This window comes from Prosthecobacter debontii, assembly GCF_900167535.1.
Lineage (GTDB): Bacteria > Verrucomicrobiota > Verrucomicrobiia > Verrucomicrobiales > Verrucomicrobiaceae > Prosthecobacter > Prosthecobacter debontii.
The window spans coordinates 76,037-99,803 of record NZ_FUYE01000013.1; the positions used below are offsets into that span (position 1 = coordinate 76,037).

Annotated in this window: 14 protein-coding genes and 1 pseudogene; 7 read left to right on the top strand and 8 right to left on the bottom strand. The window is 57.6% G+C overall.

Going from position 1 to position 23,767, the window contains the following annotated elements; translation table 11 throughout:
• Positions 1 to 6: 6 nt before the first annotated feature.
• Positions 7 to 3,807, bottom strand: coding sequence for an immunoglobulin domain-containing protein (locus B5D61_RS17690; protein ID WP_078814759.1), 3,801 nt, complete (start codon positions 3,805 to 3,807; stop codon positions 7 to 9).
• Positions 3,808 to 3,942: 135 nt separating this feature from the next.
• Here B5D61_RS17690 and rfaD point away from each other — a divergent pair, with 135 nt between their 5' ends.
• Entirely contained in the window at positions 3,943 to 4,947 is a 1,005-nt protein-coding gene (gene rfaD / locus B5D61_RS17695; RefSeq protein WP_078814760.1) for an ADP-glyceromanno-heptose 6-epimerase, read from the top strand.
• Positions 4,948 to 4,951: 4 nt separating this feature from the next.
• On the opposite strand, the gene B5D61_RS17700 is transcribed toward rfaD, so the two are convergent.
• The 4 genes and pseudogenes from B5D61_RS17700 to B5D61_RS27215 all read right to left on the bottom strand — a co-directional run.
• Positions 4,952 to 5,788: a hypothetical protein gene (locus tag B5D61_RS17700; protein WP_078814761.1), complete on the bottom strand. Its 837-nt coding sequence runs from the start codon at positions 5,786 to 5,788 to the stop codon at positions 4,952 to 4,954.
• Positions 5,789 to 5,987: 199 nt separating this feature from the next.
• Positions 5,988 to 6,905 (bottom strand): sugar phosphate isomerase/epimerase family protein, encoded by a 918-nt coding sequence (locus tag B5D61_RS17705; RefSeq protein WP_078814762.1) that lies wholly within the window; start codon positions 6,903 to 6,905, stop codon positions 5,988 to 5,990.
• Positions 6,906 to 7,149: 244 nt separating this feature from the next.
• Positions 7,150 to 9,153 carry a COR domain-containing protein gene (locus tag B5D61_RS17710; RefSeq protein ID WP_245846558.1) on the bottom strand — a complete coding sequence of 668 codons (2,004 nt, stop codon included), beginning with the start codon at positions 9,151 to 9,153 and terminating at the stop codon, positions 7,150 to 7,152.
• A 222-nt stretch (positions 9,154 to 9,375) separates the two neighbouring features.
• Positions 9,376 to 10,029, bottom strand: a pseudogene (locus B5D61_RS27215) (leucine-rich repeat domain-containing protein); the annotation flags it as partial.
• A gap of 824 nt (positions 10,030 to 10,853) precedes the next feature.
• Here B5D61_RS27215 and B5D61_RS17720 point away from each other — a divergent pair.
• The 4 genes from B5D61_RS17720 (at position 10,854) to B5D61_RS17735 (ending at position 14,898) form a co-directional block, all read left to right on the top strand.
• Entirely contained in the window at positions 10,854 to 11,624 is a 771-nt protein-coding gene (locus B5D61_RS17720) for a winged helix-turn-helix domain-containing protein (protein ID WP_078814765.1), read from the top strand.
• Positions 11,625 to 12,414: 790 nt separating this feature from the next.
• Positions 12,415 to 13,260 carry a sensor histidine kinase gene (locus B5D61_RS27220; protein ID WP_425440073.1) on the top strand — a complete coding sequence of 282 codons (846 nt, stop codon included), beginning with the start codon at positions 12,415 to 12,417 and terminating at the stop codon, positions 13,258 to 13,260.
• A 40-nt stretch (positions 13,261 to 13,300) separates the two neighbouring features.
• Entirely contained in the window at positions 13,301 to 13,714 is a 414-nt protein-coding gene (locus B5D61_RS17730) for a c-type cytochrome domain-containing protein (protein ID WP_078814767.1), read from the top strand.
• 101 nt (positions 13,715 to 13,815) lie between these two features.
• The gene (locus B5D61_RS17735; RefSeq protein WP_078814768.1) at positions 13,816 to 14,898 is read left to right on the top strand and encodes a GNAT family N-acetyltransferase; all 1,083 of its coding nucleotides are present in this window, start codon (positions 13,816 to 13,818) and stop codon (positions 14,896 to 14,898) included.
• 16 nt (positions 14,899 to 14,914) lie between these two features.
• On the opposite strand, the gene B5D61_RS17740 is transcribed toward B5D61_RS17735, so the two are convergent.
• The 3 genes from B5D61_RS17740 to B5D61_RS17745 all read right to left on the bottom strand — a co-directional run bounded on the left by B5D61_RS17740 (position 14,915) and on the right by B5D61_RS17745 (position 19,211).
• Positions 14,915 to 16,309, bottom strand: a complete 1,395-nt coding sequence (locus tag B5D61_RS17740; protein WP_078814769.1) for a sulfatase-like hydrolase/transferase — start codon at positions 16,307 to 16,309, stop codon at positions 14,915 to 14,917.
• Positions 16,310 to 16,318: 9 nt separating this feature from the next.
• Positions 16,319 to 16,468, bottom strand: coding sequence for a hypothetical protein (locus B5D61_RS26415; RefSeq protein ID WP_176159507.1), 150 nt, complete (start codon positions 16,466 to 16,468; stop codon positions 16,319 to 16,321).
• 67 nt (positions 16,469 to 16,535) lie between these two features.
• Positions 16,536 to 19,211: a DUF6797 domain-containing protein gene (locus tag B5D61_RS17745; protein WP_176159513.1), complete on the bottom strand. Its 2,676-nt coding sequence runs from the start codon at positions 19,209 to 19,211 to the stop codon at positions 16,536 to 16,538.
• Between the two features lie 162 nt (positions 19,212 to 19,373).
• Here B5D61_RS17745 and B5D61_RS17750 point away from each other — a divergent pair, with 162 nt between their 5' ends.
• A complete protein-coding gene (locus B5D61_RS17750) occupies positions 19,374 to 20,825 on the top strand; it encodes an N-acetylmuramoyl-L-alanine amidase (RefSeq protein WP_176159508.1) in 1,452 nt (483 codons plus the stop codon).
• Between the two features lie 69 nt (positions 20,826 to 20,894).
• Positions 20,895 to 23,753, top strand: a complete 2,859-nt coding sequence (locus B5D61_RS17755) for a PVC-type heme-binding CxxCH protein (RefSeq protein WP_078814772.1) — start codon at positions 20,895 to 20,897, stop codon at positions 23,751 to 23,753.
• The last annotated feature ends 14 nt before the right edge of the window (positions 23,754 to 23,767 follow it).

The following is a 23,767-nucleotide window of genomic DNA, read 5'->3' on the forward strand; positions in this document are numbered from 1 at the left end:
GCTTGATCAGTGATTCGAATAGATTGAGACGGGATAAGAGACTTTCAGTTTGATCGTTTTCTCCAACTCGTCGAAGTACTGCCATTCATCAAGCAGACTGAATCCTCCTGCGGATGAACCTAGACTGTCCGGTTCACGGATGACGAGGCCTTCACAAGTATGAGAGCGGACCAAAGGCTTGTAATAGGGTTCCCCGGTTTCTTCGTCATAATATTCGTTATATTCGATGAATTTCCCGGAGCCGGAAAAGAGTCCTGTCGCCGCACTGAATTTAACCGACCTCATGCCCGCCGGATTGACTTCTTCAGAGGGATCGAAACGAATGGTATGAGAGGAAGTAAGGGTCGCTGTGGTGGAGCCATAAGGCCCATCGATATAGACATTGAGGGGAGCCTCCACCAAGTTCATCATCAGCCCGCCCAATTCAGGATGGGTTGGTTTGAGGTATTTACCACCGCCAGTGATCGACTGCTGACCATCGAAACTGAGTGGATAATTTTTTTGGCCTTTAAACGACAGGAAGTTTTTCCTCCATCGGAATGAACCGGCGACGGAAGCATTCAAATACTCAGGGCCAGAGGTTCCTGGAAGAAGCTGGAAATCATAGGAATAGCGTCCTAAGTTTTTGTATAGAAAGGTAATGCCGTAGGAGGTGAAATCCTTGGTGACAGGTCCGGACGTGGTGAAGGAAGTGCCGTCGGCCAGTTTGCCTGTTTGGGAAAGAATTCCAGCCGCAGTTGTCGTGACTCGTGCATAACCCGTGCCCTCGGGCATGCTGCCATAGTAGGAACGCGGCATGTTGATATTGAAGACACCCAGATGGGCTGCTCCGAGAGGCGAAGACTTTTGCCAAGGACAATGAAGTGTATAGAAACTTGCAGAGTCCGTCTCAAGGTAACCATCGGAATCATAAGGAATGTCCATGTCTCCAGACAGGGCTTCGGGGGTGACGGAGATGCGTATCGTCGCCAGTCCCGTCTTGGCGTAATAGCCTTTGAGTGAAAGTTCACTGGTTCCTGTGTAAGCATTCGGTTCCTCTCCGGTTGGTACGGAAGTGGTTAACTGCCCTTTGAAAGAGGACTTGATCACTTGGCCATACATTTTGCTCAGGCTGAGTTTACCCGTATAGGCACCCGAGGCTGTGATTTGGATGTCAATCATCCCCTCAGCCTCGCCGGTGTTGAGTGGACCATAAAAGCGTCCACTGATACCATCGCGCAATGGCATGACGTTGAGATTAGTCTTGATCGTGGTTGAACGTCCGATCGGGTTGATGGCGGTGATGGACACCTGGGCCGTGCCCACCTTGGTCGGCACGCCAGAAATGGCTTGTGTTTCCTGGGAAAAGCTGAGTCCTGCCGGCAAGCCTTTCACCTCCAATCCGCTGGCCGTTTCCGGCAAGGGGAGCGGCCATTCATAAGCGACGCCGATGTAAGCGTCGGGCAGGGAAAGTTCATCGAGTGTCGGAACTGAATCGACCACTTTGAGGGTCTGTACTTCCGTGATGAGTGTCTTCTCTCCCAGCCAGATCTGGCAGGTGTAATTGTCGGCATCGACTTCCTCCGCCGTTGTGAAATCAAGTTGCGGTGTGCCAGCTTTGAGACCGGTCACAGGGGTGCTTCCTTTGAACCACTGAAAAGTAAGGCCGGAACCTGCGGTTGGGATGGAAAGGCTGAACTTTTTGCCTTTGCTGGCCACCCATGTCTTGGCTCGGGGATTCACGATGGCCACCTGCATTGGATCACTTTCGGCAGAGCCGACGAGTGTTTTGATGATGGCCTTGTAGTTGCCTGCATCGGCGAGGCTGGCTTCGGAAATGTAAAAGCTGGCTTCGCTCGGCGTTTGGGACTTAATGGCCTTCCCATTTTTTGTCCAAGAAAGGCGATACTCGTAGCGGGTGAGAAAAGTTGGGGAAAGAAAGATCGGCTCTCCAAGGGTAATTAAGACGTCTTGCTCGCCTGCGACGGAGGGATCTGGCAAGACTTTTACCGTGGCAGTCTCACTCGTCTGTTCCCCATCGCTGTTGCTGATCACCACATGATAGGAGCCTTCAATGGAGGGCGTCACATTGGTGAAGCTGTAATTCGAATAGCTAAAATACATGGGTCCCTGGGTGGAAACCAGCTCGTTGTCGCGATACCAGCGGTAAGTGAAGGGCTGGCGACCTGTGACAACGACCGTCAAGCTTGAACTGGAGTTCTGAAGCAGCCCGACTTCTCCCTGAGGGAAGCTGCTGAGGTTCGGCGGCTGACGCACGGTGAGGGTGGCTGTGTTGCTGATTTTTTTGCCCTGACCATTACTCACTTCGACATGATATGAGCCTTCGTTGGAGGTCGTCACCGAGTTAAAAGTATAGCTCGATTGACTCCCGCGGCTCAGCAATGTGGTGCCGTTTTTATACCAGGAATAGATCACAGGAAGGATGCCCGCATGATCCACCGTCACGTCCAAGGTCACGGAGGAACCTACATTGACCGATTGAGACTGGGGCGATTGCGTGATGGTCAGGGCCAGTTCAGGCACGGGGGCTCCAGGATTTAGTCGCAGGGCCGCTAACCCCTGGAGGAAACTCCCCTCGGTCGCCTGGCTGGCGATAACCACTCGCTGAGCCGAGTCTAAGGCGGCCTCGACGACCAAGGCTGCCCCAGTCCCGACCGTGTGAGCCGATAAACCATCGGTGCCCCAGGTGGTATCGACATCACCATTCCATTCAAATCGGCGCAATTTCACTTGGGCTGTGAGGACCCCCGAAGGCTGTCGCCCCACCACCAGAATGCGTCCGTCGGCTTGAATGAGGAGATCGGTGGGCTGGCTCTCACTCCCGCCCAGGGTAGTGACGAGAAATCCATCCTCTGAGAAGGTCGCATCCACGGCTCCATTTGAGCTTCGCCGCGTCAGCACCACGTCGTTGGCTTCTCCTGTCGCAGCATTGGCCACCAGCACCATGATGTTGCCATTGTTATCGAGCGTGAGCGCTTCTACGGATTCCGTGCCCACAGAGGACGCAGAGACGACCATTCGGCCATTGCTGGTGCCCCAGGTTGTATCCGCGATTCCAGCAGTGGTTAACCTGCCTATATAGTGATTGATGCCGCTGCTGGTGCCGCCATAGAGGATCTTACCGTCGGCCTGGAGGCAAACGCAGCGCGCTGTTTGCAGGCCGGCCCCACTGAAAATGTAATAGCCTACGGAGTTCGCAAAGCTGGACTCGTGTGTGCCTCCAGAGGAGAACCGAAGGATCACTCCATCCGTATCTCCGCTGGAGCGGTAGAGATCCGCACTCACCACGATTTTGCCATCGCTTTGGAGGGCCATGCCCGTCACGGTTGGCGCAAAAGTGAAGCTGTAAGAATTGAATGAGAAGGAGCTGTCTATCTGCCCATTACTGAGAAAGCGGGCCACAAACACCGATGTACCGTAATCGCCTGCGACGAGAATCCTTCCCGTTGAAAGCACTTTCACCGCACGGATGGTGTAGTTGTTTGCAGGCAAGGGACTATACAGGGCATAACCATTCGAACCAAACTCGGTGTCGAGATCTCCATTCGATTTGAATTTGGCCAAGACCATTTTGTAACCGGCTCCACCAGCCCAGGAGTGGCCCGCGACGATCACACTATCATCGGGCAAAACAGCGAGCGCTTGTGCTGAGGAGGTGTAGCCTGGCAGGGTGGCGATGGCCTGACCATCCGAGCTAAAGGTGGTATCCGCAGTGCCCGCCGCAGGGGTCTGGCCATAGGTGCTCATCGTAACGAGGCTACAGGCAAATAGACTGAGCAGTGTGCGGAGAGGAGAAAGGCTTCTCATGGGATAGGTGTCCGCCCGTAAAGGATAATTTCAGTGAGGGCAAGATAATTCATTATCCATGTCACAACTCCGCAATCTTCGCCATCCGCTCACCCGTATCTTGCAAACTTGGGCAGTCCTCGCTATCCCCTTGGGATGACCCTTACCCCTGAAAGCCGCATTCTCGTCACCGGTGGCGCCGGATTCATTGGCAGCGCCCTTGTCTGGGAGCTCAACCGCCGCGGCTGCGAAAACATCATCGTTTCAGACCGTCTCTGCACGGACGAGAAGTGGAAAAATCTCGTGCCGCTTCGCTTCCATGATTATGTGGATGGTGGGGATCTGGAGAAGCACATCCGCACCTCCCCCGACAGCCTGGGCCACTTCGATGTGATCTTGCATCTGGGCGCCTGCTCGGCGACCACCGAGAAGGATGCGGACTACCTGATGCGCAATAACTATGAGCTGACCAAGATCCTGTGTCAGTGGGCCCTGAGCCATGGCACGCGTTTCGTGTATGCCTCCTCAGCCGCTACCTATGGCGATGGTGAGTGCGGGATGGATGATCAGATGGCGGACCTGCATTGCCTGCGCCCGCTGAACATGTATGGTTATTCCAAGCACCTCTTCGACCTGCACGCCAAGCGCACGGGCATGCTCAACCAGGTGGCGGGCATGAAATACTTCAATGTCTATGGCCCGAACGAAGACCACAAAGCCGACATGCGCAGCGTGGTGCATAAGGCCTATGGGCAGATCCTCAACACCGGAAAGGTGCAGCTCTTCAAATCCCATCGCCCCGACTACAAGGACGGGGAGCAGATGCGTGACTTCCTCTATGTGAAGGATGCCATCCAGATGACCCTCCATTTGGCTGAAAACACCGGAGCCAACGGTCTCTTCAATCTTGGCTCCGGCCAAGCCCATACGTGGGTGCAACTCGTGCAGGCCATCTTTGCCGCCCTGGGTAAGGAGCCTAACATTGAGTTTGTGGAGATGCCGGAACACCTCAAATCCAAATACCAGTATTACACCTGTGCAGACATCGCCAAGCTGCGCAGTTCCGGTTACACCCAAGAGCTTTACACTCTGAATGAAGCTGTGCGCGACTATGTGCAGGGCTATCTGATCGGTGACAAGCGCCTCGGTGACGAGGCCTGATCCTCTAACGCTGCGGTTGCTCGTCCCGTTGAGGTTCGGGCCTTGGTTTCACATCTGGCGAACCTGGGCCTGGACCACCGTCCTTATTGCCATCGGCGGCACGACGCTCGCGGGCGTTTTGGAACTCTTTGAAAATCGCTTCCCGATACACCTCGCGCAGCTTCTGGGTGGCTTGGACGCGTTCTTCGCCTGTGGAGCTTTCCAGCTTGGCCAGGGCTTCCTGCACCTGGGGGAAGGTCATCACGCGCTCATGCAGCTTGCGGGTTTCGTCCCGGCGTTCAGGTCGGGAAAAACTCTGCAACTCCATGCCCATGCGCCGCACCATCACCTTCGGAAAGTCAGGGGAGTCGGTGGCGGGGAGTCGAGGCAGCTCTCGCGGATCGAAGTGATCTTTCGGCTCGATGCGTTCGAGGATCGCCGCGGCTTCGGGGTCGATCTTGGTTAGGGATTCCCGGATCGTATCGCGCATCTCCTCATTGGCACGCATGGCCTTATCTTTGGCCGCGATCACCTCGGGGCGGCTCCAGACTTTATCCAGGGCCTCACGCACGCGCTTTTTATCTTCTTCCGGGAGTTTATCAAAGGCGTCATGGCGCATCGGGGGGCGGCCACCAAAGCCGGGCATGCCACTGCCGCCTCCACCACGTCGGTCGCCACGATCCCCCCCTCGGTCCCAGTCCCGCTTGGAGTCACGCTCGCCGCCTTTTGGGGGCCCGAAGTGGGGCGGCGGTGGGGGCATGCCTTCACGGTCCCCCTTCGGCGGTGCGGCCGGTGGTTCGGCGTGCAGAGCCGTCGCAGTCAGAAGCGTCAGCAGGGCAGGGAGAGCCAGGAGAGATTTCATGCGGGTAGTTTTCATGGGATCGCTAGGGGTGCAACCTCGGAACCCGAGTTCCCGAAGTTCAGTCTCCATGAACCCGGCTCAGTCCTCAGAGTTGCGCAGGGTCTGACTCTTTCTGCCACGGCACCGGCCCGAAGAAAAAGCCGCGCTCGTTCAAGCGCGGCTTCAGGTGGCTGTCGTCGTCAGACGTCGGCCCGAGGGATCAGCCCAGCTTGGCGCCTAGCTTGTTCAGCATGGCTTCGAGCTGCTTGCCGTATTTGATGTAGCTGTCGTATTGCTCCTTGGCCTTCTGCTCAGGGGAGAGATCATCGGCGGCACCGGCTCCGTGGAAGACTACGGCCACGTGGGGCTCGATGCTGATGTAGCCTTCATAGCCGGTCTCCACGAGGTCCTTCATGATGCGCTCCGTCTGGCCTTCGCCTTCGCCTGGGTAGGTGTAAACCGCGTCATTTTTGGCCTTGTCCCAGATGCCATCTTTCACGTGTACGTGTGCCATGAAAGGCTTGATTGCCTGATACATGGCCCAGGCGTCCTGCTTCTGGCCGGGGCGATCACGGTCATCGATGAAGACCGGGTTACCGGTATCAAACACCCACTTCATCCCTGGCACCGCCTCGGCCATGCGCTGCACGTAGGTCGGGCTCATGCCACCCCAGTTCATGCAGTTTTCGTGAACGACGGTCAGACCGGCATCGGTAAAGCGCTTGTTGATCTCGATCATGCGTTTGATGCGCTCCGGAGCGAATTGCTCTTCTAGATCCTTGCCCGCGTCGTCCTTGCAGACGGCATAGGACATCACGCGAATCAGCTTGGCCCCCAGCTTCTGCATGCGTGGGATGGCGCGGCTGATCTCCGCCTCGGTGATGCTGAAGTCATCGGTGATCTTCTTGGCCCAGTTACCGATCAGGGAGCCAAAGCCGCTCACCTTCATGTTCTTCTCGGCCAGGCGTGCCACGACTTTGTCGAAAACCGCGTCAGGGATCTCATGCAGGTTCCCCTTCACACCGTCGAACTCCACCACACGGGCCTCGATGCTGTCCCAGCCAAGTTCCTGGTGGGCCTGGATTTGCACGTCCAGAGACGCGCCTGCTTCATCTGCGATGCCGGTGAGTTTGATCATGGTTTAGAAAAACGGGGGTTGGGGGTGAACTGAAAGGATACGAAAGGAAAGGGAACCCATTCTTTAGAGGCATATACGCCCCCTGGCAAGTCACCGTGGCAATACAGAAAGCGCCTGAAGGTGTCGTTTGGTGTTGGGAGCCCAGACCAAACCCTTGCGCTTTTGGGGCTGGGGCGGTGATTTTTGGAGTGAGTTAACTCCTCCGACTAATCTGTATACGGGCTGTGCAGGCTACTTTCGGGGATCACATCTTCCTCCGTTTCTCTACGGCTTTGCGGATGGAGCCTTCGACTTCCACCCATGCTGTCGATGGGTGATCGAAGTGAAAGATACACTTGGCATCTCGGGTAGCGCATTGGAGCTTCTTGAGTTGGGATTCCAGGGCGTGAGTAGTATCTAAATCGGAGCGTTCCAGCGGCACCCAGATCACGCTGCATTCGTTTTTGTCGGAGCGTTCCAGGGCAATGCGTAGTTCCGTTTCCTGGATGAATTTCGAGACTCTCGCGGCGGTGGTATAAAACAGCAGCACGATATCGGCTTTGTTCAGGGCATCGAGTATACCTGTCTCCCAGCATTCCCCGGCGATGAGATCGCGATCCTGCCAAACCTGGATGTAACCGCGCTGGCTCAGTAGCGTCAGGTGCGGCTTGATCGGAGCGATCTCCTTTTCATTCGCATGGGCATAGCTGATGAAGAGTTGCATGCGCTTCTCGGGTTCGGGCCCGGTGGCGATGCGCGACTCTTTGCTTTCCACCGTGTCCAGGGTTTCCACAACGGGCAGCTTGATGCGTTTGGCTTCGGCTCCTTCGCCCACGGTGATCTTCATCGTGTCGTCTTCATCTCGCTCAGCCAGTCGCAGGTCTTGCATGGCGACCCACTTTTCCGGGTCATTCACCGCCTGCACTTCCTCGACTGCGGGCACCTTCCCATGCAAGGTCACGAGATGGGATCGGATGATGTCAAACAAACCCTGCCTCTGCTCATCGGGGCCGCCGATCACTTCCACGGTGGTTTGCCTTTGCGAGCGATCCAGCCGCACCAGAGCTTGGCAACCATTCCACACCAGCACCACGCCACTGCGCCAGCGCCATTCGGGGTGAGGTTGGCTCAGTTCATGGGTGCGCACGATCAGGCGAGGCAGCAGCCCTGGTGGCAAAGCTTCGGGGTAGGTATAGCGCAGTCTCTTGACGTCTTTGCCACGGAACTCCATGAACGCCGCAGGCTGAACCTCCGGCAACAGTTCGGGAATGAGCCAGCGCGTTGGCTCGGCGTCTTTGGTTGTAGGCAGGGCAAAGGCCACTTCAAATTTCTCCATCAGCTCCAGCACAAAGCCATGTTTCTCGGCGGGGTAATCCTTGGCCAGTAGTGCTTTCGCTAACCAACTCTTCTCCAACACGCCGCAGCAGTCTTGCTTCTGCGCATAACGTAGCAGGCCGTAAATGCCCTCCGTCACCCACTGCGGTTTCAGCACGCTGGTGTGTTTCAGCCGATGATGATCGCGGAAGTTCAGGGCAATGCCTAGCCGGTGCAGGTTTTGGGCGAGGCTGTCCTGCTGATCCTCTTCGGGCACATCGTGCCTAGTGCAGAGCTTTTGATAATCCTTGTAGTCCAGATAGCTCTCCTCAGTCTGCCCCAGCTCTTCTTTGATTCGGTGCCACTTTTTAGGCACGCCTGCCCACACATGCTCCATCTGATCCACGGTCTTCTCCAGCGAGGTGCGCAGTTCCTGGATACCTAACCGCGTCTTCGCATCGGTTTCGACAAAACCGACGATCTGCGGGCAGCGTTCTTGCAGACGGAAACGATCTACGGAGAAGGGGTGTGAGGCATACTTATTCAGCACCACCAGGACCGGACTATCCCCACCGAAGCTCTGGATGAAACGCAGCCAGTAGTCCGTCTCCAGCTCCCAATTCCCATCCCGCCCTTCCAGCACCAGCACGTACACACAGCGCTCGCTCAGGAAGATCTGATGCGTGCCGTGCAGAAACTCCTGGCCGCCGAAGTCCCAAGTGTGCGCTGTGGCTTCTCCCTGAGGACAATTCACGGGTAGGGGAAGTACGGTGATTCCCGGAGTTTCTTGTTCATTCCGGTCATGCGGCTTATCGCGCAGAGCTTTAAGCAAGGAGGTCTTCCCCACCCGTCCCCTTCCTACCATCAGCAGCCGCACTTCCTGCATCGGCTCGGTACCTTGGGTTTGCTGGGCGAAGTAGTAATCCAGAATCGCCTTCGGGGAGGCTGAAGGCATTTTCAGCATGACAACTTCGTCCCACCTCGGACCCAGCACTTCTGAGGGCAGACTCAGGCCAGGATTACCATGTAGATAGAGACGTTTTAATGACTCAATTTGGTATAGCTCCGCTGGGAGTTTGGTCAGTGCCATATTTTGCAGCCACAGTTCTGAAAGAGCTGTGAGATTCCCCATCTCTGAAGGTAATCTATGGACTGGATTGTCGGAAATGTTGAGGTTGGCGAGCTTCTTTAATCGCCCAATATCTTCTGGGATTGTGGTGATCTGATTGTCAGCGGGCCAGAATGTTTGCAGTTTTGTAAGATTCCCAAGTTGAGGGGGAAGTGACGTGAGCTTGTTAAACTGGATGTACAACGTCTGTAGAGATACGAGTTTTCCGATCTCCGGCGGCAGTCTTGTAAGCTGGTTGTCTGGGACGTCAAGCCTCCTCAGAGACTCGAGTTTTCCGATCTCTGGCGGCAGGCTCGTGAGCTGGTTTTCAGTGAGATTAAGTGTCGCCAGAGACTCGAGTTGACCTATCTCTGGCGGCAGACTCGTGAGCTGGTTTTGGGAGACATTAAGCGTCGTCAGGGATTGGAGTTTTCCGATCTCTGGTGGCAGGCTCGTGAGTAGATTGTTTTGGAGGTCAAGCCGCTTTAGAGCCTGAAGTTTTCCAATCTCCGGCGGCAGGCTCGTGAGCTTGTTCCTTTGAAGATGAAGCGTCTTCAGAGCGCGTAGCTCGCAAATCTCTGGCGGAAGTCGAGGAAGATTAAGGTCGCTTAAATCAAGTTGAGTTCCATGTTCCCCTTCACTCTTACAGTGCTCAATCCATAAAAATGCTTTGTTATAAGCTTCCAGCTCCCAAGAATTCATCGGTGCTTCCGGTGTCGCCATGGGGGGATTTTGCAGGGGGCGGGTTGGGGTGGCAAGGGAAGAAGAATGACGAATGACGAATGATCCCGCATGCGGGAACGAATGATCCCGCGTGCGGAGGGCGGAAGATGGACGATAGAAGTCGGGATTCTCAATAACTCGGTTTTCCCTTCATTTTGAAGGGCTTTGGGTCTCAAGAAGAGGCCACCACGTTTTTCCCACGCCAGGTGGACTGGCAATGCTGAGGGGTGGACGGCCCGTGCTGACGAGGGGAGTGATCAAGCAGCGAAGGGGAGGGCTGAGGCTGTGAAGGGGAGTCCAAACAGCGGAGGGGACGAGCCCGGGAGCGACGTGGAGTGCGCCGCCAGAGAGGTGGAGCGCCTGAGCAGGGGCGTGGAGGCCTGAAAAAGCAAGGTGGAGGGATGCTCCAGCCGAGGGGAGTGGGTGGGCGGAACCGGAGCGCACGCGTCTCGCGTGCAGACAGCGGCGTCCTCGCGGCTGTCCGTTCTAGCAAGTGGCGGCGAGTAGGACTGGCGCAGGAGTGAATGCGTGTCCTCACGGGATGATGAACCACTTATAGGCACTTATGGACACTCATGATTCTGGGACAGTATCCATTATTAGTGTCGATCCGTGACGACGCGTGGTTTGCTGCCTTGAATCCTGGGATCATGCCTCTGGGGAGGGTTTCCCCTCAAGGACGTCGGAAACGGCAAGCGAGACGCCCGCACTCCAGGTCCCGCCGCTGGCCGCTATCTCCAACACGCTTCATCGAGCCTGCTTTTTTTGTTAAGCCTGTGTAAATCCCTTCTCACAACCGCAGGAGCACCTTTACAATAATCCCTATGTTTGCGGATGTGGATCAGAGAGTTGGGCTGGCAGGTGAGCCGGGGAGGGGTGTGCCTGCAGAAGGGCTGACGCAGGTGCTGGTGATCGATGATGATAAGAAGCTCTGTGCGCTGATCCGCGACTACCTAACCCCGCTGGGCTATGCGGTGGAGATGGCCCACACGGGGCCGGAGGGGGTGGTGCGGGCACTGGAGCGGCCTTGGCATGCGGTGATCTTGGACCTGATGCTGCCGGGCTGTGATGGTTATGAGGTGCTGAAGCAGGTGCGGGCGAAGTCTCTGGTGCCGATCCTGATGCTGACGGCCCGTGGTGATGAGGCGGACCGGATCGTGGGCCTGGAGATGGGGGCGGATGATTACCTGCCAAAGACGTTTTCTTCCCGGGAACTGCTGGCGCGGCTGCGGGCGGTGACACGACGGGTGGCGCTAGCTCAGGCTGGCGCACCTGTGGAAAAGCCGGTGCGTGAACTGGTGGGCGGCCCGGTGCGGTTGAATCTGGATGCGCGGGTGGCCAGTCTGGAGGATCAGCCGCTGGTGCTGACGCCGGTGGAGTTTGACATCCTGGCGGCGCTGATGAAGTCGAAGGGGCGCATCCGCTCCAGAGAGGCTTTGATCGAGTCGCTCCGAGACCGGGAGTATGAGGTCTTTGATCGCAGCGTGGATGTGCACATCGCGGCGCTGAGGCGGAAGCTGGGGGATGATGCCCATGAGCCGCGCTTCATCCGCACGGTGCGCAGCGCAGGCTACATGTTCATCGCGTCGGTTTGAATCCTGAAAACAAAGCTCAAGACTGATTACTGGAAACCGATCCTGACTTTCCCTCATGAGACCCCGCTCGCCCAATCTCTACATGCGCATCTTGATGTGGTTGCTGGTGAATGTGGCGGTGCTGGCGCTGGGGTTTGCCCTGGTGCTGTGGTGGCAGTTCCGAGATGGGTTGCAAGGGGCGCTGGGAGGCATTGCGGGGGATCGTCTCCAGGCGATCGGCCAGGAGATGTATAGTGCGCTGAGTGACCGCCCGCGTGGGGAGTGGGACACGGTGTTAAAAGGGCTGGGCACAGAGCATGGGGTGAAGGTGGCGCTGCTGAAGCCGCCGGATGCCGTGGTCATGGGGGAGAGCCTGGAAATCCCGGACAAGCTGCGGGAGCAACTCGTGTCCATGACGCCGGATCTGCAACGCCGAGGCAGACCGGAGGGTCCCGGTGGCGCTGGAGATGGCCCCGATGGACGCCGCCCACCACCGCCCCAGCGGGATGCGCTGGAGGAGTTTTTGTTTGGCGATTCACTGCCGCCTCCGCCGCCGCCTTGGGAGCGCGGTGAGGGTCCTGAACCTGAGCAACGCGAGGGGGGCGGACGGGCGGGGATGCCGCTGCGTATGGGTACCTTTTTGATCAAAGCTGGGGAGCCGGCTCTGTATTACGCGGGGATCCGGCTGCCTCCGCCGACTGGTTGGCCGCGTCGGAATGGACCGCTGATGCTGTTGATCGCCTCGCCGTCGATGACGGGCGGAGGTCTGTTCTTTGATACGAAGCCCTGGCTCATTGGGCTGTTTGGCGCGATGGGCATCTCCGCGCTGCTTTGGCTGCCGTTTGTCAAAAACATCACCGGGAGCATCCGGGCGAGCATGCATGCCACGGAGCAGATCTCAAAGGGGCGCTTCGAGGTGCGGGTGCCCGAGACACGTGGGGATGAACTCGGACGTCTCTCCCACGCCATCAACCAGATGGCGGGGCAGCTCGATGGTCTGGTGCGTGGGCAGAAGCGCTTCCTCGGCGATGTGGCGCATGAGCTGTGCGGCCCGATCTCGCGCATGGAGATGAGTCTCGGCATCCTGGAGACGCGGGTGGATGGGGCGGATGCTTACCGCCTCAATGATGTGCGTGATGAGCTGCGGCAGATCTCGGCGTTGGTGGATGAGCTGCTGTCGTTTTCCAAAGCGGCTCTGGGGCAGCGTCTCCAGACACCGGAGCCGGTGGCCCTGCATGCCCTCATTGACGGGGTGGTGGAGGTGGAGGGCGTGCCGATGAACCGGGTGCAGCTCAGCGTGCCGGAGGAACTCCAGGCGATGGTGGTGCCCGATCTTCTGCGTCGGGCGATTGGGAACGTGCTGCGCAATGCCAGCCTGCATGCGAAGGATTCACAGATCGAAGTCAAAGCCGCGAGGTCGAAGGATACGGTCACACTCACCATCGCCGATGCAGGACCTGGGGTGCCCCATGAAAGCCTGCCGCGTTTGTTCGAGCCCTTTTATCGAGTGGATGTGGCCCGTTCACGCGAAACCGGAGGCACCGGTTTAGGGCTATCCATCGTGAAAACTTGTGTGGAGGCCTGTGACGGGGCGGTTTCTGCCCAAAACAGAATCCCCCATGGATTGATCATTACCTTCGAGCTTCCTTGTGCTTGACCAATAGACGCGTAGCAGTCAGCATTGCAATACCCACCCCATGAAAATCAAGCTTACCCTCGCTGCTGTTGCTGCCGCATTCGCTGTGTCCACCGCCTCCGCTGAAGATGTGGATTTCGAAAAGCAGATCCTGCCGATCCTGAAAGACAACTGCTTCAAGTGCCATGAGAAAGAGCACGAAGACAACGGCCGCGTGAAGAAGCCCAAGGGCGGTCTGGCCCTGGACAGCGCTGCTGCCATCATGAAGGGTGGTAAGGAGTATCCAGATGCTAACGTCGTGGCAGGTAAGCCCGATGAAAGCTGGCTGCTGAAGACCATGGCGCTGCCTGAGTCTGACGAATACGCCATGCCTCCTGAAGGTAAGGGCGACCGCGTCAGCGCTGAAAACCAAGCTCTGATCAAGAAGTGGATCGAGTCCGGGGCTTCCTTCGGTGCTTGGAAAGGCGCTGAATAAGTTTCAGAAGACACTGGAAACGTGTCTGAAAATCTCAAGCGGTGTGACAGCAATGTCGCACCGCTTTTTGTTAGGAAAACTGTCTTCGTTCTGCACTGATCATGCCGCCGCCCTTCATCAATGCCCCGCATCCTTTGCTGCCGTCCATTGACCGTGTTTACAAGGCGGAGGAGATCAATGCGTTTGGGAAGGATCGCGGCCCGGCTTTCTATGAAACCTGCCATCTCTATGCCCAGAGCCTCTGGCAGATCGGCTTTCCGGCCAAATGCATCCTGTTGCTGAATCGGGCTCTGTCGGCACCTCTGCCGGGGAGTGAACCGGTGCTGCAAAGGCTACCGCTGCCGTATCAGGCCATGGCGTGGCTACTGCTGAATCGGCCGGAGGGACAATTCATCGGCAATCCGCGTCGGCATTGGCAGCATCTGGCCACGCGTATGGTGGAACCGGATAAAGACCTCCGCACCTGGCGGGCCTGGGCCTGCTGGTATCTGGCCACGGAGATCCTGCCCGAGTCTGAGTTTCCCAGTGATCTGGAACAGATCCGCGAAGAAGGCGTGGTGGAGCCCACCCGGGCGCAGATCATCGAACATCTGACGCGTCTTTCTCCGGCGGATGATGTGGAGCAATGGCACCGAGCTCTGGCATGGACACATCAACAGTTAGGTCGGGAGCCAGCACAGCGCCTCGCCGTTCGCATCCGCCGGATCGGTGAAAGTGAACTACCCGTAGTGAAACGGCTGGGTCATGAGATCTGGCGGAAGTGCTACCCGGGCATCATCTCGGAAGCGCAGATCGAATACATGCTAAGCATCTGGTATCAGCCCACGACAATGGCGCGTGAGATGGAGGTGAGGGGCACGTGGTTTGCCTTGATCGAGGCGGAGGCTCTGGGGCCAGTCGGCTACGTATCCTTTGAGAGATATCCGGAGAATGTGGCTTTCATCAATAAGCTGTATCTCCAGCCAGAGCTGCACGGACGCGGCGTGGGCTCGGCGGCTCTGACTTGGGTGGAGGAACGCGCCCGTGAGATGGGATGTCGCAGTGTGCAGTTACGCGTGAATAAGCACAATGCCGGAGCCATCCGCGCCTATCAGCGAGCCGGATTTGTCTTTGTGGAAGATGTGTGCTCGGACATCGGCAGCGGTTTTGTCATGGATGATTACCGGATGGAGAAGAAGATTTGAATGGATGGTTAGGCCGTCATTCAGCGTCGGCCTTTTTATTCTTCCGTTTCTTCTTCTCGCCCTGGCGGCGAGGTTCGCCGTTCCAGCGTTTGTCTTCCCAACGTGGCGACTGCATGGTAGCATTCCACTTGTCAAAGAGAGTGGTGAGTTCGGCTTTCTTCTCGGGATGAGCTGCGCTGAGATCGTTTTGTTCGCCGGGATCCTGAGCTAGATTCACCAGCATGGGTTCCATGGCTTGGGAAGCTTTCACCAGTTTCCAATCGCCCTGTCTGACGGCATGCTGAACGCCGAAGCGGAAGTAGAGTTCACGCGGGGCGAGTTTTTCTTCTTGGCCTTCCAGCAGCGGCAGCAGATTCACGCCATCCAGCTCCACCTTCGGTTTCTCAGCCCCTGCGGCGGCAAGGGCGGTGGGCAATACATCCAATTGGATCACCGGATCATTCACCACACGGTTGCCAGGAATGGTGCCCTTCCATTGCGCGATCCAGGTGACACGGATACCTCCCTCCCAGACGAACCACTTGGAGCCACGCAGGCCCATTTGTTCCGCCTGGGCTGCGGCACCGCCGTTGTCACTGATGCAGAAGATGAGGGTGTTTTCCTCCAGAGCCAGTTCACGTAACTTCGTCATCACGGTGCCGATGGCTTCGTCCGCTTCGGCGATGAGGGCGGCATAGGCACCGGTGCGGCGGTCGAGGTCTTGGAACTTATCCAGCCACTTTTGCGAAGCGACATGGGGCGTGTGCACGGCGTTGAAGGAGAGGTAGAGAAAGAAGGGCTTGTCCTTGTTCGACTCGATGAAGCCACAAGCTTCTTTGGCATAGATGGGTGAGGTGATGGGTGCTCCGTCCAGCTCAGGGAGGAGTTCATTATCTCGGTAAAAGGTTGGGCCTTCACCTTCGCCGAGATTCCCCACGGTGCCCATGGCGAAATCAAAGCCCCGCGCCTGGGGCATGAACTGCGGGCTGGTATCGCCCAGGTGCCATTTACCGACGATGCCCGTGGTGTAGCCCGCAGGCTTGAGATGTTGGGCCATGGTGACTTCGCTCAGCAGCAGTTCACGGCCTTCACGTCCCACATTGGCATCATGACCGGTGCGGGATTGATAACGCCCGGTCATGAGTCCGACACGCCCTGGAGAACACACACAGGCGCTGGAGTAGCCGTTGGTGAAACGCACTCCGTTGGCAACGAGCGAGTCCATGTTCGGCGTCGGGGCCAGTTTGCCTCCATAAGCCCCCGGCTGCGCCCAGCCCATGTCATCCAGGTAAAAGATGACGATGTTAGGCTTTGCCCAAGCGGAGATGAACGGACCGAGCGCGAGAAGGAGGATGAGGAGTCGCATGCCATCGCCAAAACGATGTGCTGAGGCGTTTTTATCGGTGATCTTCACTTCACCGATGCTGATCATTTCGTGGTTCTACCACGCCACCTCACGGCCCAGGGTCCGCATAGCATAAAGAGCTTCGATCTCGTCCTCGATGGTTAACTCAGATTCCCAGGCACCCGCAAGCGACGCCCAAGCATCGGCTTGGGCATTCACTCGATTGATGTCCCATTCTGAAGTCATTCTTTTGATTCGTTGAAAGAAGAAGCTGTCTCAGGCAAGCTAATCTCTTTTGGTTAGGTCACAACTCTTACTTCAGACTCTTGATATACAGCACGAGGCTATCGATCTGGCTATCATTGAGAATCCCGGCATAGATGGGCATGCCGGTATCGAATTTCTCGAAGCCTTTCACAACCTTGGCGCTGGGGTTGACGATGGACTCGCGCAGGTAGGCTTCATCAGCGATGACGGACTTGCCACCTTTGCCCAGGATGCGCTCCGTGCCGTAGATGCCTTTCCAGCTCGGACCGACCTTGCCGACGGTGCTGCCATCGATGCTGTGGCAGGCCATGCAGCCGATCATTTGATACAGCTTGGCGCCTTCCTCGACGGTGGGTTTGGCCAGGGCGACGGTCTCCGTTTTGCGCGGGGTGAGATCCACGGTGATGTTGCCAAAGCCTTCTTTCACGGGATCGAAAGTCGCCAACTCCCAGGGACTGAAATAGGCAGTGTTGGCGGCTTTGAGGCCATCCGCACTTTCCAGCCCCCAGCCGATGCGCATCTGATGCACCCCGGCTTTCATATCGGCAATACCCACCAGTACGCTCATGCCATCCTGGCTGAGGTAGGCGCTGCTCGGGGTGATCCATTCCTGGCCGGTGCTGCCGTCTAACTTTAAGTGTGGAGATCCGTAGTCGTGGGTGCGCTTGTAGTTCCAGCGTTCCGCACTGTAGTTGGCGGGATCGGTGGCCAGCTTTTCATTCAGCTTGGCATTGAAGTGCAGCAGCAGCCCCTTGTCTGTGGGCGTGACTTCTTTCAGCAACACACGCGGTTTGTCCGTGTAGCGCAGGCGCACCAGACCGCTCAGCTTTTTCGCGGTGGTGCCCCAGACTTGGAAACCCATGACGTAGAGCTGACCATCCGCCGGGTTGACCGTGGCGTTGAGGGGGCCGAAATCGAAGTCGCGGCTGAAGCTCATGACCGCAGCTTGAGGACGCTGGAAACGTGTATTCATCAGCACACGGAAGAGTTCAGGTCGATTGTAGCCCACATGGATGAGTTCGCCATTCACGGGTCCCATCTTGGCATCCATGAGCCAGGTCTGGGTGGCACCGCTGGGGTTCACGGGATGGGGAATCCAGACCAGCGGCTCAGCAATCGGCTCCTTGTATTGTTCCTCTGGCGCAATGGTGGGGAGGTGACCGTAAAATTGGTTTTTCTCGATGATGTGGATCGGGGTCGAAGGCACGTAGTTGCCCTGCTGATCACTGGCGGTCACGAGGCCTGTTTTGGGATTCACGCCAATGAATGGCTGACGCAGACCGTGGCCGATGACCTCGAAGGATTTGCCATCGGGAGCCACCTTCAGCACGGTGCCGTTGTGCTTGCCATAAGTGGTGCCTTCTTGGCCTCCTTTGGAGAGGTAAAAGGAGCCGTCAGGGCCGAGCTTCATCGAGTTCGGGAACTCGCGGGTTTCGGCCGTTTGCGCGAAGAGATTGCAGAAGGTCTCGTAGCGGTCGGCTTCCTGGTCACCGTTGGTGTCCACCAGCTTGATGATGCCATTGCGATCAAACACGAAGATCTCCCCCTGACGAGAGACGATGCTCATGGGCTCGTGCAAACCGGAAGCGAAGCGTTTCCAGGTGACTTTTTCCAGATCGCCTTTCAATCCGGACACCAACCAGACATCGCCATCGAAGGTGACCGCGGCGGCATCGCCCTGGTCGTTGAGGAACGCGAGATCGGCGAGACGCACATTGCGCTTCCAAGGATTCGGGACGGGCAGGGGAATCTCATCCACCACGTAGGCGTCGGGGGATTGGGAGAGGATGCCCTGGGTGGAGATTGCCGCTTTCCAGTCCGTCCTGCTTGACGCTGCTGATCCTTTGGCCGTTACGAGCCCGAGCTCGAAGCTTAATTTAAAGTGGGGCTCCTTGCGGACAGTGTTCTTTGCTTGTGGGTCAAAAGGAAGCACCATTTCACCCTGCGGGCTGTAGAAAACGAGGGGTTGGTTGCGGACAATAAACTGCCCTTTTGGATTGGCCGATAAAGCCTTGCCTGGTGGCACAAACCAAAGCTTCTGGGGGTGGGCCGTGATCGTGCCCGAAGTTAGGAAGGATCCTTTGTCGTCATTGACCGTCACCTCAAATCGCTGCCTGATCGTGGCACCGTCCACTTCGATGAGAACAACAGGTTTGTGGTCGGTATCCAGTTCAACGCCCAGGAATCTCCCCATTGCTGGCGGCAAACTCCCCCGTCCCACTTCCTCCGGGCTCTCGCTCGGTTCACGGGGATCGGTGAAGCTGGGCTTGTCGCCGATCTGCCAGCCGGGATAGATGCCGTTGGTGAGCAGGACCTTACCAATGGGCTTGGGCAGGTATTCTTGGCCGTCCTTGGTTTTTTGCCCAGCGATGTGGTAGGAACCAGGGGCGAGGGCATCGGGAGTGACGTGCGGTTTGCCTTCCTCACCCTGCCAGATGGCCGAAATGCGCAGGAGGTCGGTGTCAAAGCAGGCCCAGTAATTGTGGCCAAGATTGAGAATCAGACCCCGGGGGGTGAGATTGTCCTTGGGGAAACCTTCACCGAGGTCACGGCAATCCAGTACGCTGCTGAAAAAGGGGAAATCCTTCTCGAAGTAGTCACCCCAGGGGGTGTTAGCAGGAATGGCAGGTGCTTGAGGGGGGGCAGAAACTTTTTTGGCCTTTTGTTGAGCAAAGGCGGGGAGGAAACTGACAAAAAGGCACGCGGCGAGGGTGAAACGCATCGTGTAAGAACACATGAAGAGCCCCCGCTCTGTCAACGTTCATGCACCGAGATCGCATACCCATGTGACATCCGGTTTGCCAAACGTCTAAAAATGCCTAGTCTGTTATCTTTAGCCCCTGGCGGCCTAGCCGCGTCTTTTTCACGCAGTTTTGCTTCCCACATGAGATTCGTTCCGCTCGCTAAACATCGAATCATCTGCCGCACAGCCCTGGTGCTGGCGGTCTTGAATACTGTCGCGGCACAGGCCGATGTGGCCAAACCGGAGGAGGATAAGCCCGGTTTCATCGGTCGCGTCTTCAGTTTCGGTAAAAAGAAGGAGGAAGCGCCTCCGACACCTCCCCCCGCGCCCGTGGTGGAGGAAAAGCCCAAGCCTGCAACACCGGGGCCGAAACCCAAGGTGACGACGATCAAGCCGAAGTCCGGCTCGGGTTCCTCCTCTTCCTCCTCGAAGGGCAGTTCTTCCTCCACCGCCAAAAAATCCACCCCTGCGCCGACGACGGCTAAAAAAACGACTCCTGCCCCTGAGAAGGCGGTCGAAAAGCCGAAGGCACCCGAAAAGAGTGTGGCGGATAGAGGCGATGGCGAATTTGGTCACTCCAAGGATGACGATAAGGCTGAAACACCCAAGTCTGAGCCGTCGAAGTCGGCTCCAGCGAAGCCTGAAGTGGCGACCCAACTGCCTGCCAATGCGGGCTGGCAGATCGTGAAGGTCAATGGCCGCGACTACATCACTGGCGAGAGCATGCACCAGTTTTACCGGTTCAACTCCTACAAGGTGGATGGTAAGCATGTCTGGTTCCGCTCCAACAACCTCATTTTGAAAGGGACGATTGGCAGCCAGGAACTGCTCATCAACAACATCAAATTCATCCTGAGCTATCCCGTGCAGGAATCCGGTGGCCGGGCCCTGTTTTCACGGATCGACCTTTGCAAGCTGATCGACCCCGTCCTGCGTCCGACCTACATCACCGATGCCGAGCCCTTCGATACGGTGGTGATCGATGCCGGACATGGAGGGCACGATGCCGGGGCACGCGGTGTTTACGGTTATGAAAAAGACTTCGCCCTGAAAATGGCCGGGGTGCTGCGCTCTGAATTGATGCGCCGTGGTTTCAAAGTGGTGATGACCCGCACGACGGATACCTTCATCACTCTCGGTGGACGTGTGGCGGTGGCCAATGCCACGCCGAACAGCATCTTCCTCAGCCTGCATTTCAACTCGGGCTCCAGCAGTGTGGCGAGCGGGATCGAGACCTTCGCGCTGACTCCTCAAGGCAGCTCCGCGAGTCTGGAGCGCGGCGGCGGTTACAACGCCAATGGTCTGACGGGCAATACCCATGATTCCGCCAACATCGCCCTGGCAACCGCTGTGCATGCGATGGTGATCAGCAAGTTTAAGTTTGTGGATCGTGGCATCAAGCGCGCCCAGTGGAGTGTGCTGACGGGGTGCAAACGTCCCGGCATTTTGTTCGAAGGCGGTTTTGTGACCAATGGCAACGAGTGCCGCCTGATCGCCTCCGACACCTACCGCCAATCCGTCACCAGCGCGATTGCGGACGCCGTGGTGAACTACCGCACGGCGCTGCGTGGAGCGATGACCAGAAATCGCTAAAACTGGTGCGCTTGTGATGCTTCAGGGACCGCTTTGACAGGAAAGGCGGTTTCGGACCGTGATGTCGGGATGCGGCCTCTGAATCCTCTCTTCGCTCTCGCATTGCTTTCTGCCGGTTTTGACGTCGGTGTGGCCGCCGATCTGCCGCCTGATCCAGGAAATACGGTGCCTACGAGCGCGGCACGTCCGGTCGTGATCGAGCGGTCAGGGGCTGAGAAAAGCGCACCAGAGCACACCTTGCCCGAGGGGTGGACCCTCCAGCAAGTGGCATCGTCACCTCTGGTCACCCATCCCATCATGGGCTGTGTGGATGATCAAGGTCGCCTTTACATCGGGGATGCCGTCGGGGTGAACTGGAACCAAGCGCAACTGGACCAGAATCCGCCGAATCGCATCCTGCTGCTGGAGGATGAGGATGGCGATGGTGCGTTTGATCGCAGCACCGTCTTTGCCGACAAGATGACCTTTCCGCAAGGAGTGGCTTGGCTGAAGGGCAGCCTCTATGTGTGTAGCCCACCGGGACTCTGGAAGCTGACCGATACCAATGGGGATGGCGTGGCGGATGAGCGGCAGATGATCGTCCGTGGCTTCGACTATACCGGGAATGCCGCCGATGTGCATGGCCCCAAGCTGCATCCCAATGGCCGACTCTACTGGTGCCATGGGCGCAAAGGGCACAAGGTCATCGGTAAAGAAGGTCACGTGGTCCACGAAGGCAAAGCCAGTGGCATCTGGTCCTGCCTGCCGGATGGTTCAGATGTGCAGTGGCATTCCCTGGGGTGTGCGGATAACCCCACGGGCTTAGCCTTTACGCCTCAAGGGGATATCCTCGGCACCTGCAATCTGTATTACAGCCAACCGCGTGGAGATACGTTGATGCATTGGTTGTTAGGTGGGGTGTATGAGCGGGCGGATCAGATGCAGGTCATCGCCGAACTGCCCAGGACCCTCAGCCGCATGCCGGTGGTGCATAACTTCGGCCATGTGGCGGTGAGTGGGTGCACGCTGGTCCCAGAGGAGACGGCCTCGGCGCTGTATGTCACTCACTTCAATACTCAGCGGCTGGTGCGCATGGATCTGGTTCCCTCAGGAGCTACCTTTAAAGCCGTGGAGAATGAGTTTCTGAAAATCCACAATCCTGATGTCCATCTCACGGATGTGATGGTGGATCATGATGGCTCGCTACTGGTCTTGAATACAGGCGGATGGTTCCGCATCGGCTGCCCGTCTTCATTGATGGCCAAGCCTGATCTCTTGGGGAGTGTCTATCGTCTGCGGGGACCGAAGGTCACGCCCGCCATTCAACCTCTGGCGTGGAAAGCGGATTGGCAACTGACGAGCCCGGCGGAGATCGTCCAGCAACTCACATCACCCGAGCCACGAGCCGTCCTGCATGCCCTGGCCGCCGCCGCCCGCCAGGGATCGTCCTCAGAGATCGATGCAGGCCTGCGTGAGATGCTGGATCATCCGCTGGAGCCCGTCCTGGAGCACGCGCTTCTTCATGCAGTGAGGGTTTCAGGAGCGGTGATTGGTGTTCAGGATTTAGTGGAAACGAGGAGCCCTGTCGCCCTGCGCCGTCTCTTGGTCGGGTTTCAGCCTCAGGACGATGTTGAAGCTCAGCAAAAGCGTGATCTAGCCGCCCAGCATCTGGATGATGCCGATGTGGCGTTGGCTCAGGTCGCACTGGAAGTGATTGCCGCTGAACCAGAGGCCGCGGCACCCGTGACAGCACGCGTCGAGGCATGGCTGAGGGCGGATTCAATGCCGGAAACTCAGCTCAAGGCTTTGGAGGGCTATTTGAATGCCCTGCATGCCCAGCTCGGTGTGCAGGCCTTGTTGGGCCTGGCTTTGTCGCACCCACAAGCGGCGGTGCGGGAGGTTGCCCTCCGGGTGCTGGCGGATCAGCCGGGTGTTCCGGTCGCCAGCGAGTGGACGACGTCATTAGAGCCCAAGGCCGGACAGCCGCAGTTGCCTTTGATTCTGGCCGTCTTGAAGCGCCTGAAACAGCATCCGTTTGAAGTGCAATTGCAAGACATCGCCGATAACAGCTCTCTGGCGCTCTCTGTGCGTTTGAAAGCCTTGGATGCACGGAAGCAAAATCGGTTAACGCCAGAGACCTTGGCTTTCCTGCTGCAGACGCTCACCGACATGGCAGCTCCGTCCGCAGCCCGTATTCAGGCGGCCAGCATGCTCGGCGCCGCATCCGTGACACCGGAGCTGATTCAGGGGCTGGCTCCGGCTTTGGCTACTGCTGGGCCGGTGGAGCTTGAGAAATTGTTGCCCCTGGTGCGCCGGGTGAAGTCTGAGGAGGATGCCCGTCTGCTCGCTCAAAAGCTGGCGTTGAACCCAGCGCTCTTAAGCCAGCAGGAAAGCTTTTACCGCACCTGCTTCAGTCATCTGCCTCCAGCCATTTTTGAAGGCATCGTCTTGCCTGCCCGGCAGAAGCTGGAGCAGCAGATGGATGAAAAGAAACGCCAGCTCGGCAGCCTCGCGGAAAAGGTCGGGCAGAGTGGTCATGCTGAGGACGGTCAAAAGAACTTTGCCATGGGGAAAGGCACCTGCATCGCTTGCCATAAGATCGGCGAAACAGGCCGCGCCATCGGTCCCGATCTCTCCCACATCGGCAGCATTCGCACCGAGCGGGATTTGCTCGAAAGCATCCTGTTTCCCAGCAACACGCTGGCCCGTGATTACGAAGCGCACGTTTTTGAACTCAGCGATGGGCAGAGCGCCATGGGAGTGATCCGCAGCCATGCCGCCGAGGGTTTGATCATTCTGGATGTGGCAGGGCAGGAGCGCCTGCTGCCGCATGAGCAGATCGTTTCAGACACCGCCCTCACCACCAGCCTGATGCCGATGGGGCTGGATATGACGCTCACCCCTCAGGAGTTGTTGGATCTGGTGGCTTACTTGCGCAGCCTGAAGTGAGGCATTACTCACAA

What these genes read in the sequence shown, in the direction of transcription:
- B5D61_RS17690 (WP_078814759.1), bottom strand. Translation starts at nt 3,807, where the DNA reads ATGAGAAGCCTTTCTCCTCTCCGCACACTGCTCAGTCTATTTGCCTGT.
- rfaD (WP_078814760.1), top strand. Translation starts at nt 3,943, where the DNA reads ATGACCCTTACCCCTGAAAGCCGCATTCTCGTCACCGGTGGCGCCGGA.
- B5D61_RS17700 (WP_078814761.1), bottom strand. Translation starts at nt 5,788, where the DNA reads ATGAAATCTCTCCTGGCTCTCCCTGCCCTGCTGACGCTTCTGACTGCG.
- B5D61_RS17705 (WP_078814762.1), bottom strand. Translation starts at nt 6,905, where the DNA reads ATGATCAAACTCACCGGCATCGCAGATGAAGCAGGCGCGTCTCTGGAC.
- B5D61_RS17710 (WP_245846558.1), bottom strand. Translation starts at nt 9,153, where the DNA reads ATGCCTTCAGCCTCCCCGAAGGCGATTCTGGATTACTACTTCGCCCAG.
- B5D61_RS17720 (WP_078814765.1), top strand. Translation starts at nt 10,854, where the DNA reads ATGTTTGCGGATGTGGATCAGAGAGTTGGGCTGGCAGGTGAGCCGGGG.
- B5D61_RS27220 (WP_425440073.1), top strand. Translation starts at nt 12,415, where the DNA reads ATGGGCATCTCCGCGCTGCTTTGGCTGCCGTTTGTCAAAAACATCACC.
- B5D61_RS17730 (WP_078814767.1), top strand. Translation starts at nt 13,301, where the DNA reads ATGAAAATCAAGCTTACCCTCGCTGCTGTTGCTGCCGCATTCGCTGTG.
- B5D61_RS17735 (WP_078814768.1), top strand. Translation starts at nt 13,816, where the DNA reads ATGCCGCCGCCCTTCATCAATGCCCCGCATCCTTTGCTGCCGTCCATT.
- B5D61_RS17740 (WP_078814769.1), bottom strand. Translation starts at nt 16,309, where the DNA reads ATGATCAGCATCGGTGAAGTGAAGATCACCGATAAAAACGCCTCAGCA.
- B5D61_RS26415 (WP_176159507.1), bottom strand. Translation starts at nt 16,468, where the DNA reads ATGACTTCAGAATGGGACATCAATCGAGTGAATGCCCAAGCCGATGCT.
- B5D61_RS17745 (WP_176159513.1), bottom strand. Translation starts at nt 19,211, where the DNA reads ATGCGTTTCACCCTCGCCGCGTGCCTTTTTGTCAGTTTCCTCCCCGCC.
- B5D61_RS17750 (WP_176159508.1), top strand. Translation starts at nt 19,374, where the DNA reads ATGAGATTCGTTCCGCTCGCTAAACATCGAATCATCTGCCGCACAGCC.
- B5D61_RS17755 (WP_078814772.1), top strand. Translation starts at nt 20,895, where the DNA reads ATGCGGCCTCTGAATCCTCTCTTCGCTCTCGCATTGCTTTCTGCCGGT.